This is a genomic window from Bradyrhizobium sp., assembly GCF_030646015.1.
Classification (GTDB): Bacteria; Pseudomonadota; Alphaproteobacteria; order Rhizobiales; family Xanthobacteraceae; genus Bradyrhizobium.
This window is the reverse complement of the sequence record NZ_JAUSLT010000165.1, coordinates 1-12,292: the sequence shown is the minus strand read 5'-3', so window position 1 is coordinate 12,292 and position 12,292 is coordinate 1. Positions and strand designations below refer to the sequence as shown.

Here is a 12,292-nt window from a genome sequence, read left to right as displayed (position 1 = left end):
CGTGATCTCCAGCCCGGCCTGCGCCTCGGGGTTGTAGACCAGGCCGATGTCGATGCGGCCGGTGGTGACCCATTCGACGATGTGGGTCGACAGCCCCTCGACGACGGCCAGCCGGGCGGCGGGCAACTGCTTCTTGAAGCGGTCGATCAGCGGCAGCGTCAGTTGCCGGCCGATGCTCGGGGGCAACCCGATGGTCACCCGCCCGACCGGCTCGTCGCGGCTGGCGCCCAGATCCTCGCGCGCATGCGCCATCAGCTGCAGCACCGCGACGCTGTGGTCGAACAAGCGCTTGCCGGCGTCGGTCAGCGCCACGCCACGGCCGTTGCGCAGGAACAGCTGCTGGCGCAATTCGGTCTCGAGGCTGCGCACCTGGCGGCTGAGCGCGGGCTGCGCGATGTCGAGCACCACGGCAGCCTTGCTGAAGCTGCCGAGTTCGGCGACATGGACGAAATATTCGAGCTGCTTGAGGTTCATGGCCCTGAGACTGTACACCCGCGCTCAGCTGAGCCGTGCATCCTAAATCCGGGGACCTATTGCTTCGGGATCCCGGCCTTCTCGATCACGTTTTTCCACTTGTCGATATCGGACTTCAGCCGGGCGGATATTTCCTCTGGCGTGCTGGCTTTGGCCTCGATGCCGAGTTCGAGCAGGCGCTTTTTCACGTCGGGCTCGGCGAGGATTTCCCGCAGCGCCTGATTGAGCGTTTTGACGATTTCCGGCGGCGTAGCGGCGGGAGCGAACAGCGCATTCCAGGACACGACGTCGTAACTGGCGACGCCCGATTCCTGCACAGTCGGAATATCCGGCGTGCTGGCCGAACGTGCCGGCCCGGTCGCCGCCAGTGCCCGGATCTTTCCGTCGGCGAGATTACCCTTCAACGCCGAGTAGCTGTCGATCATGAGGCCAAGATTGCCCTGCATGGTGGAGATCAGAACCTCAGGGGTGCCCCGATGGGGAATGATCACGAAATCGAGGTTGGCCGCGGTCTTGAACAGTTCGGCCGACAAATTCTGGGTGCTGCCGACATTGATGGTGCCGACATTGAGCGAACCGGGCTTTGCCCTGGCGGCCGCAATGAACTCCGCCAGCGTCTTGAACGGCGAGTCGGCGCTGGTCGCCAGGATAAAATCGAAATACCCCAGGCTCGAAATCGGCGCAAAATCCTTCAGCGGATCATACGGCAGCTTGTTGAACAGGGAGACGCTGATCGCGGTTCCGTTCGACAGCAAGGCCAGCGTATATCCATCGGGCTGCGACGAAATCACCGTCCGGGCCGCGGCAATGCCGCCCGCGCCGGGCTGGTTCTCGACGTAGAAGCGCCCGTTCAGCTTGACGCCGAGGCGTTCCGCGATGACGCGCGCGGTGATATCGGCAACGCCGCCGGCGGCAAAGGGCAAGACGATGCGCACCGGCTTGCCTGGGTAGTTGGTCTGGGCCCAGGCCTGGTGTTGGGGGGCGACGAGCGCCAGCAGCACAAGCACAGCCATGGAGGCCCGGACCAGGACCCGGGAGACGGCGCAAGGAGCGAATGTCATGGGGTAGCCCTGATTTCGTGGATCAATTTGTCACCTCACTTGATGGGCGGACGCGGAAGCACGGCGTCACCTACCTCCATCCGGTAGACGTAGTCGAGAGAAAACCAGGGCGTGACGACATCGCTCCCGGTCGGATGCGGCTCGTCATGGCGCACGAAATCGCCGATCAGCGCCCTGGTCACGCCAAACTGCACATCGCTGTCGATATGCGGGTCGGCGGGATCGTAGACTTGGGAAATCAGGACCTTGAATCCCGGCTTGAAGATCAGCGCGTGCAGATGCGCCGGCCGATAGGGATGCCTGCTTTGCTGCTTCAACAGGCGGCCGACCACGCCATTGGTCGGAATCGGATAACCCGTCATCATCACCGACCGAAACCAGAAGCGGCCATCGGCATCGCTGGTGAATTTGCCGCGCAGGTTCATCTCGGCCTGCTCGGGATCCTGGTTTTCGTAAAGCCCGACCGGCGAGGCGTGCCAGATATCGACTTCCGCGCCCGCAATCGGCCGGCCGGCAGGGTCCACCACGCGCGCGGTGACGAACAATGGCGCGCCCGGCGTATCGGACCGGACGATCGAGCCGCCGTTTTTAACGCGTGGCGAGTTCAGCCGCCAGAACGGCCCGAGCAGCGACTGCGCGGTTTCGGTATTGCCCTGATCGCCATTGTTCAGAAGGCACACCAGCGACGAGACGCCGAGCGAGCCGGCCATCAGGATGATTTCGTTGTGCGTGTCGGTCGTGAGTTTACCGAGCTCGCCGATAATGGCGGCGGCTTCGCGGAATTCCGCCTCGGTCAGCCTGACATCGCGAACAAAACCGTGGAGGTGCTTGACCAGCGACACCATAATTTCCTGCAGCCGCGGGTCGGACGTCTGTTGCATGACAGATGTCGCGGCAACGGTGACGTCCTGCTGACGTTCGATGATCATGGCGCACTCCTTCGGCCGCAATATTTTCTCCCCTCCCCCCGCGAAGCGGTGGGGAGGGGAGTAGAGCATCGGCAAGCGACGCTAATCCGAATCAGACGACGACGAAAGGGACGCTCACACCGCCGCAATCACACGCTTCGCCGCGTCGAGCGCGCGTTGCGCGCGGGCCTGCGCATCCATCGTCTTCGCCAGTTCCACGGTCGGGACTTCGATGCTGATGGTGATATGCGCCGGCATCGCGCGCGCCAGCGCAACGAGATCGATGCCGCCCTCGCCTGGAAACATCCGCTCGGTTCGGGCCGCCAGCATCATGACTTCCGTCGTCGCCGGCCGCTCGGCCGGGCCGTCGCACAACTGCCAATAGTGCAACCGGTCCGGGGGAATTTTTCCGAGGTCGCCGATCGAACTTCCCGACCGGTCGAAGTGCAACGCATCCACCAGAACGCCGGCATTGGCCTTGCCGACTTTCTCGACAATCCGCCACGCGGTCGCGAGGTCGGGCACCGCTGTCCACGGCATGAATTCGAGATCGGCTGACAACCCAAAGGGAGAAGCGGCCTCGCAAAATGCCGCGAAGCGATCCGCAAACCTGTCCAGTTCGGGATCATAGGCCGCGACCAGAATGTGTTTCGCGCCGAGCCGCGCGCCGGTCTCGAAGAATGCGGAGAAGCCGGCGATGTCGGTTTCCGGTCGCAACGCGACCACTTCCAGGTCCGCGACCGTCACCCCGGTCGCATCGAGCCGCGCGAGGGTTTCCTTCAGGCTCGCCTCATCATCCATCAACGGATAGGCGACGCCGCCTGGTGTCGCCGGCAATAGCCGGATTCCGATGTGCTCATAGCCGCAGGCCGCAGCGACGTCGACCAATGCCGGCGGCGCCAGTTCGAGTACGGTCAGCGCGGCCAGAGAGAATGACGGCACGATTCAGGTCCAGGCGATGCGTTTGTCGAGCGCGAAGATCCCTTGATAGATCTCGGGATCGCCGACATGGCCAAGCACATCGGGCGCCATTTCGGCCGCCTTGCGTACCGCGCTACGAAGCGAAGCCTCGTCGAGCGCTTCGATCAGCAGCAGGCCGGCAAACACGCCCTCGTCCTTCCGCATCCCCTTCTCGATTGTCGGCACCGAGGTCCTGGCGATATCGGTGGCACCGATCTGCACCGCGGCGACCCCATCGAGCGCGGCGATATCATCGGCGAGGCGCTTGGGGTTTTCCGGCAGGCGTTCGAGACGCAGCGCGACGATGGTGGACCCCTCGCCGCGCCCGGCGCGGGCCGTCACCACACCGCCACCGCGAATGAAGTTTCCGAGCTGCGGCATGATGCGCTGCGACCACGGCGTCGGCGCGTTCAGCCGCGCGAGGTAGGCGGGGCCGTCGAGAACCTCGGGCGTTTGCAGTTCGTAGAGAATGAAGAAGCGCTCGATGTCGGCCCTGAGAGCGCGGAACACGCGATTGGCGAGGAATCCCTCGGTGGTCACCCGCTCCGTGGTGTGCTCGCGCGTCAGCCAGTGACGATAGTCGGTCAGATTGGACCGCTCGACATCGCTCCAGATCGCCAGAAAACCCGCTCCGCGCATCGCCCTATCCTCCCCAAGCCGTTGAACTATACCTTCGCCCGCAGGCCATGGAGCGACGCCGGAATTTTGTCCGGCAACTTACCCAATTTTTGCACGGCGGCCAGGATCGCGGCGATATAGCCGTACGGGCCGAGACCACAGATGACGGCGGTGGACGCGGTCGAGGTGATCGAATGCCGGTGCAGTTCGTCGCGGGCGTGAATATTCGAGATATGAACCTCGATCTTCGGCCCCTCGAAGATTTTCAGCGCGTCGATCAAGGCGATCGACGTGAATGAATAGGCGGCGGGGTTCATGATGATGGCGTCGGCTTTGCCGTGCGCCGACTGGATCAGGTTGACGAGTTCACCTTCGAGATTGGACTGGTGAAACGAGATCGTGATCCCGAGAGTGCCGGCGAGCTCCTGGCAACTCGCCTCGATCTCGCCTAGCGTGGTCGAGCCATAGATGTGCGGCTCCCGGATGCCCAGGAAATTCAGGTTCGGTCCGTTCAGGATCATGATTTTCGCGGCCATGGTCGCTCCCTCAATTGTACAGAATTCAAGTCGCCCAGCCGCCGAAGCATTTTGCCGGCACCGTCACCAGCGGAGACAGGACCACGAGTTGCGCAATCATGAAAGGCCCGTCCTTGACGATGCAAGTATCCTTGTCGCGTCCGATGCTGCGAGGTAGGCGAAGGCGAGGGCCGGCCCGAGCGTGATCCCGGGGCCGGGATAGGTGCCGCCCATGATCGACTGCATGTCGTTGCCGCAAGCGTAAAGCCCTGATATCGGCCGGCTGCCGGCATCCAGCACGCGCGCAGATTCGTCCGTGACCAGCCCCGCCGACGTGCCGATGTCGGAGGGATAAAGCCGAAGCGCATAAAACGGCGCGGTCGCGATCGGGCCGAGATTGGGATTGGCTCCGGCGGCGGACGCATCGCCATTGTGGTTCTGGTAGACCGTGCTGCCCCGGCCGAATTCGAGATCGAGACCGGTTTTTGCGTAACCGTTCATCTTCTCGACCGTCTCGCGCAACCGGTCGGAATCGATCTTCAATCGTTGCGCCAGTTGCTCGATGCTGTCCGCGGCGATCAGGTATCCGTCGGCCAGGGCGGCGCGCGTGCCCCAGCCGCCGGGACGCACCATGCCGAGACCGTATTTCCGCAGCGCCACCGCGTCCGCAATCAGAAATGCGGGGATCGCAGAGTTACCGTTGGCCAGCATCTCCAGCGCGAACTGATGGTACGAAATCGCTTCGTTGACGAAGCGGCGGCCGTTGCTGTCGACCACCAATGTCCCCGGCTTGCCGCGGTCGAGCACGAAGTGCGGAAACACCGCCTGCGACCCATCGCGCCGGCGCCGAATCGAGGCAGGAGCCCAGAAGGCCGCGCTGAGATCCCTGTCGCTGATGCGGGCGCCGACCTCGATCGCCTTGTCCTGCGCGTCGCCGCTCGCACCGGGCGCAACGGCGGACCACGCCACATCGGTCCTCAGCATAGCAAACCGCCGCCCAGCGTGCCGGCTGAATCCACCACCCGCCAGAATCAGCCCGTCTCGGATGCCGATATCCCGCGTGACCCCCCCCGAAATCAGAACCGCCGAGGTGACGCGGCCGCTTGCATCCCGGACAATTTTTTCGAGCGAGGTGTCCGTCAGTATGTCGACGTCACGCTGGATCAATGAATACAGGAGACGGCCGACCAGCGCATTGCCCATCACCAGCCGCGAGCCCCTCGGATAGCTCAGCCGGTCACGCCCATACCGCGCCAGCAGCCTTGTGGCATGAAGCAGCGATTTCATCGACCTCGTGGCGGACAGCAAATGACCGATGTCGGTGCGGTCGACCATCATGCCGCCGAGCAGCGTGAACTCCGGAATCGGCGGACGAACGAGTCGAAGTGAATCGCCCAGCAGCCGCCCGTCGAACGGCAGCGGCTCCAGCGCACGCCCCGCCACGACAGCGCCCTCCAGCTCCGAGCGATAGTCGGGATGGCGCGGATAGGCGCGCAGCTTCACCTCGGAATGGCTTTCCAGCACATCGACCGCTTCAGGTCCGGCCTTCAGGAATGCCGCGCGCAAATTGGCGTCCGCCCGGTTGCCGATGATCTGCTGCAGATATCGCTCGGCATTGTCGGCGCTGTCGGACACCGCGACTTCAGAGGCATGACGCGTTTTCGGTATCCAGATCGAACCCGCCGACAGCGCCGAGGTGCCGCCGACAAAACCCGACTTCTCGACCACCAAGGTCCGGGCGCCTCGGATGGCGGAAAACAGCGCGGCCGAGAGGCCGGCGGCGCCCGCGCCGATCACGACAACGTCGTAGCCGGAGGGAACGCCGCGCAAGTCAGTATGGTGCACGGGCGTTCCCCATCGTTCGGGACGAGGGACGAGCTAGTCCAGCTTCTCGATCGCCATCGCGACACCCTGGCCGACGCCGACGCACATCGTCGCCAGCGCGCGCTTGCCGCCGCGCTTTTCCATGCCGTGCACAGCCGTCATGGCGAGGCGCGCGCCGCTCATGCCGAGGGGATGGCCGAGCGCGATGGCGCCGCCATGCGGATTGACGAAGTCGGCATCATCAGCAACGCCGAGCTGGCGCAGGCAGGCGATGCCCTGGCTGGCAAAGGCTTCATTGAGCTCGATCAGGTCGAAATCGCTGATCTTCAGGCCGAGTCGCTCCATCAGCTTGCGGGTCGCCGGCACCGGGCCGATTCCCATGATGCGCGGCGGCACCGCGGCCGAGGCAAGGCCCAAAATCCGCGCGCGGGGCGTCAGGCCGTGCTTCTTCACCGCGGCTTCCGAGGCCAGGATCATCGCGGCGGCGCCGTCATTGACGCCGGAGGCATTGCCCGCCGTCACCGTGCCGGGATTGCGCACGATCGGCTTCAACTTGGTGAGGCCTTCGAGCGTGGTTTCCGGACGCGGGTGTTCGTCCTTATCGACGCTAACAGGGCCGGCCTTGCCGCCGGGCACCGACACTGCGGTGATTTCCTCGGCAAAATAGCCCGACGCGATCGCGACGCCGGCGCGCTGCTGCGAGCGGATCGCGAACGCGTCCTGATCGGCGCGCGACACCTGGAATTCCTCGGCGACGTTCTCGCCGGTCTCCGGCATCGCATCGACGCCATATTGCGCCTTCATCAGGGGATTGATGAAGCGCCAGCCGATGGTGGTGTCGAAAATATCGGGCGAACGCGAAAAGGCTTCGGCCGCTTTGCCCATTACGAACGGCGCGCGCGTCATCGATTCGACGCCGCCGGCAATGGCAAAATCGATCTCGCCGGCGCGGATCGCGCGGCCGGCGGCGCCCACGGCGTCGAGACCGGAGGCGCAGAGACGGTTGAGCGTGAGGCCGGGGATCGATTCCGGCAGGCCGGCCAGCAACAAGGCCATCCGCGCCACGTTGCGGTTGTCTTCGCCGGCCTGGTTGGCGCAGCCGAAATAGACTTCGTCCACCGCGGCCCAGTCGAGTTTTGGATGCCGCGCCATCAGCGCCTTGATCGGCACCGCCGCCAGATCGTCGGCGCGCACTTTGGCGAGCGAACCGCCGAAGCGGCCGATCGGGGTGCGTACAGCATCGCAAACAAACACATCGCGCATTGAATCTCTCCCTGAATGCCGCGTTTTACGTGGCCACCCGACCGAATTGAAGGCGAGTTTTAGGAGCGCGGGCGTGGCAGGTCAATTGAGGGTTCTAGCGCCCCCTCTCCCGCTTGCGGGGAAGGTGCAGGGGAGAACGTGGAAAACCCACATTGCCGCGGCAAACCAATAGGATCAGCCGAGAAAATTTTGTAGTTTGCCGCCCGCAATGACGATCCAGCAATCCATTCCCGTACCGTCCGACGCCGCTCCCTCGGCGGAGGCGATGGCGCGCGTCACGCCGATGATGGAACAATATCTCGAGATCAAGGCCGGCCATCCCGGACTGCTGCTGTTCTACCGGATGGGCGACTTCTACGAGCTGTTCTTCGAGGACGCCGAGATTGCCTCCAAAACGCTCGGCATCGTGCTCACCAAGCGCGGCAAGCATCAGGGCATGGATATCGCCATGTGCGGCGTGCCGGTGGAGCGCTCCGAGGACTATCTGCACCGCCTGATCGAGGCCGGTCACCGGGTAGCGGTCTGCGAGCAGATGGAAGACCCGGCCGCGGCGCGGGCGCGCGGCAACAAGAGCGTGGTCCGGCGCGGCGTGGTGCGGCTGGTGACGCCGGGCACGCTGACCGAAGACACCTTGCTGGACGCCAAGGCCAATAATTATCTGCTGGCCATCGCGCGGTCGCGCGGATCGGCGGGAACCGACCGCATCGGCCTCGCCTGGATCGACATCTCCACCGCCGAGTTCATCGTCACGGAATGCGCCACCGGCGAACTCGCGGCGACGCTGGCGCGGATCAACCCGAACGAGGTCATCGTTACCGACGCGCTCTATGGCGATCCCGAATTGGGGCCGAGCTTGCGCGAACTGCCGGCGGTGACGCCGCTGACCCGCGACGTCTTCGACAGCGCCACCGCGGAGCGGCGGCTGTGCGATTATTTTGCCGTCGCCACCATGGATGGCCTCAGCGCGATGTCGCGGCTGGAGGCGACGGCTGCTGCCGCCGCCGTTACCTATATCGACCGCACGCAGGTCGGAAAGCGCCCGCCGCTGTCGCCGCCGTCGCGCGAGGCTTCCGGTACCACCATGGCGATCGACCCCGCCACCCGCGCCAATCTGGAACTGACGCGGACGCTGGCCGGCGAGCGGCGCGGCTCGCTGCTCGACGCCATCGACTGCACCGTGACCCCGGCCGGATCGCGCCTGCTGGCGCAGCGGCTGGCGGCTCCCCTCACTGACAGCGCCGCGATTGCGCGGCGGCTCGATGCGATCGCCACCTTCGTCGCCGACAGTGCGGCGCGCGACGACCTCAGGACCACGCTGCGATCGGCCCCCGACATGTCGCGCGCGCTGGCGCGGCTGTCGGTCGGACGCGGCGGCCCGCGCGATCTCGCCGGTCTGCGCGACGGCATTCTGGCCGCCGATGCAGCGCTGGCGCGGCTCGGAGAGCTTCAAGCGCCGCCGCCGGAAATCGCTGGGATCATGGAGGCCCTGCGCCGCCCGTCGCGCGAGTTGGCGCGCGAATTCGAGCGAGCGCTCGCCGAGCAACTGCCTCTCATAAAACGCGACGGCGGTTTCGTGCGCGAAGGCTATGAGGCCGCGCTCGACGAGACCCGCAATCTGCGCGATGCCTCGCGGCTCGTCGTCGCCGCGATGCAGGCGCGCTACGCCGACGATACCGGCGTCAAAGGACTGAAAATCCGGCATAATAATGTGCTCGGCTATTTCGTCGAAGTGACCGCGCAGCATGGCGACAAACTGATGTCGCCGCCCTTGAATGCGACCTTCATTCATCGCCAGACGCTGGCCGGGCAGACGCGTTTCACCACCTCGGAACTCGGCGAGATCGAAGCCAAGATTGCGAACGCCGGCGACCGCGCGCTCGGGCTGGAACTGGAAATTTTCGACCGGCTGTCCGCGATGGTGCTGGAAGCCAGCGACGATCTGCGCGCCGCCGCGCATGCCTTTGCGCTGCTCGACGTCGCGACAGCATTGGCAAAACTCGCGGTCGACGACAATTACGTGCGCCCCGAAGTGGATGGCTCGCTCGGCTTTGCGATCGAGGGCGGCCGGCATCCGGTGGTGGAGCAGGCACTGAAGCGCGACGGCCACCCTTTCATCGCCAACGCCTGCGATCTCTCCCCGGGACCCGCCCAAAAGTCCGGCCAGATCTGGCTGATCACCGGCCCCAACATGGCCGGCAAATCGACCTTCCTGCGTCAGAACGCGCTGATTGCGCTGCTGGCGCAGACCGGCAGTTTTGTCCCCGCCACCCGCGCCCGCATCGGCATCGTCGACCGGCTGTTCTCTCGCGTCGGCGCCGCCGATGATCTGGCGCGCGGCCGTTCCACCTTCATGGTGGAGATGGTGGAGACTGCTGTGATCCTCAATCAGGCCAGCGAACGCTCGCTGGTGATCCTGGATGAGATCGGCCGCGGCACCGCGACCTTCGATGGCCTCTCCATCGCCTGGGCGGCGATCGAGCATCTGCACGAGGCCAACCGCTGCCGCGCGCTGTTCGCCACGCACTACCACGAACTGACCGCGCTCTCCGCCAAGCTGCCGCGGCTGTTCAACGCCACGGTGCGGGTCAAGGAATGGCAGGGCGACGTCGTGTTCCTGCACGAAGTGCTGCCGGGCTCGGCCGACCGCTCCTACGGCATCCAGGTGGCAAAACTCGCAGGGCTTCCCGCGCCTGTGATCGCGCGCGCCAAATCGGTGCTGGCAAAACTGGAGGCGCAGGACCGCGGCCAGGCCGCGCGTGTGCTGCTCGACGATTTGCCGCTGTTCGCAGTGCCGTCCCGCGCCGCCGCCGAGCCGGCGCCGCCGAGCGAGGCGGAACAACTGATCGAGGCGCTGAAAGCATTGCATCCCGACGAGATGTCGCCGCGCGATGCGCTGGAAGCGCTGTATGCGCTGAAGGCGAAATTGCCGAAGGCGTGAGCCGTAGGGTGGGCAAAGCCACCGGTCGCGCGAACGCGCGCCCGGTGGTGTGCCCACCATTCATGAGGCGAGATCCTGGATAGATGGTGGGCACGGCGCGAAGCGCGCGCCTTTGCCCACCCTACGCGAAGGCCGTCAGCGATTCGCGCTGGCAAACGGCTGGATCAGCTTCAGCGTGGCGGCCAGGCGGATACTGCGCTTGCCGGCCAGCGCGGTTGCCTCCATTTCGGCGCTCTTGGCGTCGCAGCGGCCGGAGAAGCCGATGCCCACCTCGTAACCGCCGAACAGCGGATGCTCGCTCTTCGCCGGGGTGTGCTCCTGATTGACGAACTCGCCCTTCCAGCGGCCGTTCGCCGAGGCGTAGGCGCCGAGATAATAGAAGAAGGCGTCGCCGCCGAGAATGCGGCCGTCATGCAGCAGCATCACGCCGGTATGGCCGCCGGCAATGCCGTCCAGCATCCTTATATCGATCGAGTAGAGTCCGCTGACGATGCCGCCGTCGCCGACCGCGCCGGGTGGCGGAACGTCCTCATTGCCGAGCGGCGTCATGACCGCGCGAAACACCGAGCCCAGGTCCTCCACCACCTCACCCGCGAAGCGATAGCGTTGACCCTCCGCCTTGCCGCGCATGCTGATGGTGACCTGGTCGGAACTGACCAGCGAGCGGTGGTACGGCGACGCGCTGTGGCGCCGGGTCCTGAGCCTGGCAATGATTTCACCGCCCACATCCTGGTAGCTGCCGAAGTGGGCGAATGCCGTATTGCCGCCGAGCATCTCGCCGTCATGGGCGTACAGCACGCTGCGGCCGGAGCCGTTATTGATGTCGTATTCGACCTTGTACAACCCCTCCACCGCGCGCCCCAGTTTTGTCCCGCGGCCAACCTAGCGGGTCTGACGGCAGGGGTAACTATCAATCTTGTCCGTAGGACCTCCTACGGTTCTATGCGTGCCAGCTTCCGCCGGCTCCACCACCACAGCGCAAGGTTCCAGCTGATACAGATCGCCAGCGCGATGCCGAGGCCGATTGCCGAGCCGAACCGCGGGGCTGCCACATTGATCATCGCGATCGCGATGCCGAGCCCCATCAATCCGCCGGCGCTGTTGGCGATCACGGCGGCGGTTGCGGGGCCGCCAATGCGCGGGTGCAGGATCAGCATCATGCTGGTGAACACCACCGGAAACAACGCGATGATGCCGCTGACCTTGGGACCGACCCAGCCCGATGCCGTGACCACCGTCGCCACCAAAGTGGCGACCAGCGAGGCGCGCAAGGGAATGTCGTACCAGCGGCGCGTGATGATTGGCATCCTGACGTGACGAAAACGCCGCAGCAGCGGCACGCAAATCGCAAAAGCAACCGCATTGGCGATCAGGCCGCCGGCCAGCGTCCACTGCACCGAGCGAATGATCGAGGCCAGCGCGATCCACACCGCGACCGCGCCGAGACAACTGACCATCGCATTCTGGCGCTGCGCCAGCACGACATAGGTGAGGCCCAGCAGGATCGTCGCGGCGTTGATCGGCAGGCTCGCCAGCGCGCCCTCGGCGATGAATGCCGCATCGTGATCGAGCGCGAGAAACACGTAGGACGGCCCCGCCGAAATCGGCAGGGTCGCGACCAGCGCGCCGATCACCGGGCCGGAGCGCTCGGTGATCACGGACGCCGTCACCACGAACGCGGCCGTGATCGCCATGCGCAGCAAGAGCGTCAGGAGGAAGGCGAGTTCGGGG

The 12,292-nt window shown here is 65.3% G+C and carries 11 protein-coding genes; 1 reads left to right on the top strand and 10 read right to left on the bottom strand.

The window, feature by feature from the left end; translation table 11 throughout:
* The 8 genes from Q7T45_RS24520 to pcaF all read right to left on the bottom strand — a co-directional run.
* Nucleotides 1–474, bottom strand: a 474-nt coding sequence (locus Q7T45_RS24520; protein WP_304874355.1) for a LysR family transcriptional regulator, incomplete at its 3' end; no start/stop codon positions are given.
* Between the two features lie 56 nt (nt 475–530).
* A complete protein-coding gene (locus tag Q7T45_RS24515; RefSeq protein WP_304874353.1) occupies nt 531–1,487 on the bottom strand; it encodes a tripartite tricarboxylate transporter substrate binding protein in 957 nt (318 codons plus the stop codon).
* Nucleotides 1,488–1,570: 83 nt separating this feature from the next.
* Nucleotides 1,571–2,464, bottom strand: coding sequence for a dioxygenase (locus Q7T45_RS24510; RefSeq protein ID WP_304874352.1), 894 nt, complete (start codon nt 2,462–2,464; stop codon nt 1,571–1,573).
* 114 nt (nt 2,465–2,578) lie between these two features.
* Nucleotides 2,579–3,385: a sugar phosphate isomerase/epimerase gene (locus Q7T45_RS24505; protein WP_304874351.1), complete on the bottom strand. Its 807-nt coding sequence runs from the start codon at nt 3,383–3,385 to the stop codon at nt 2,579–2,581.
* Nucleotides 3,386–3,388: 3 nt separating this feature from the next.
* On the bottom strand, nt 3,389–4,042 hold the full coding sequence (locus Q7T45_RS24500; RefSeq protein ID WP_304874350.1) for a hypothetical protein: 654 nt from the start codon (nt 4,040–4,042) through the stop codon (nt 3,389–3,391).
* 26 nt (nt 4,043–4,068) lie between these two features.
* Nucleotides 4,069–4,557: a type II 3-dehydroquinate dehydratase gene (locus Q7T45_RS24495; RefSeq protein ID WP_304874349.1), complete on the bottom strand. Its 489-nt coding sequence runs from the start codon at nt 4,555–4,557 to the stop codon at nt 4,069–4,071.
* A 96-nt stretch (nt 4,558–4,653) separates the two neighbouring features.
* On the bottom strand, nt 4,654–6,381 hold the full coding sequence (locus tag Q7T45_RS24490; protein WP_304874347.1) for an FAD-dependent oxidoreductase: 1,728 nt from the start codon (nt 6,379–6,381) through the stop codon (nt 4,654–4,656).
* Between the two features lie 33 nt (nt 6,382–6,414).
* Nucleotides 6,415–7,623 carry a 3-oxoadipyl-CoA thiolase gene (pcaF, locus tag Q7T45_RS24485; protein WP_304874345.1) on the bottom strand — a complete coding sequence of 403 codons (1,209 nt, stop codon included), beginning with the start codon at nt 7,621–7,623 and terminating at the stop codon, nt 6,415–6,417.
* Between the two features lie 208 nt (nt 7,624–7,831).
* Between pcaF and mutS the strand changes: the two genes are divergently transcribed.
* Entirely contained in the window at nt 7,832–10,561 is a 2,730-nt protein-coding gene (gene mutS / locus Q7T45_RS24480; RefSeq protein WP_304874343.1) for a DNA mismatch repair protein MutS, read from the top strand.
* 135 nt (nt 10,562–10,696) lie between these two features.
* On the opposite strand, the gene Q7T45_RS24475 is transcribed toward mutS, so the two are convergent.
* The gene (locus Q7T45_RS24475; RefSeq protein WP_304874341.1) at nt 10,697–11,413 is read right to left on the bottom strand and encodes a GrlR family regulatory protein; all 717 of its coding nucleotides are present in this window, start codon (nt 11,411–11,413) and stop codon (nt 10,697–10,699) included.
* An 80-nt stretch (nt 11,414–11,493) separates the two neighbouring features.
* Nucleotides 11,494–12,292 (bottom strand): hypothetical protein (locus Q7T45_RS24470; protein ID WP_304874339.1); only part of this gene is annotated, 799 nt, incomplete at its 5' end.

Bases quoted from the DNA above. Each gene is read 5' to 3' on its own strand.
- Q7T45_RS24510 (WP_304874352.1), bottom strand. From the start codon at position 2,464: ATGATCATCGAACGTCAGCAGGACGTCACCGTTGCCGCGACATCTGTC.
- pcaF (WP_304874345.1), bottom strand. From the start codon at position 7,623: ATGCGCGATGTGTTTGTTTGCGATGCTGTACGCACCCCGATCGGCCGC.
- Q7T45_RS24500 (WP_304874350.1), bottom strand. From the start codon at position 4,042: ATGCGCGGAGCGGGTTTTCTGGCGATCTGGAGCGATGTCGAGCGGTCC.
- Q7T45_RS24515 (WP_304874353.1), bottom strand. From the start codon at position 1,487: ATGGCTGTGCTTGTGCTGCTGGCGCTCGTCGCCCCCCAACACCAGGCC.
- mutS (WP_304874343.1), top strand. From the start codon at position 7,832: ATGACGATCCAGCAATCCATTCCCGTACCGTCCGACGCCGCTCCCTCG.
- Q7T45_RS24495 (WP_304874349.1), bottom strand. From the start codon at position 4,557: ATGGCCGCGAAAATCATGATCCTGAACGGACCGAACCTGAATTTCCTG.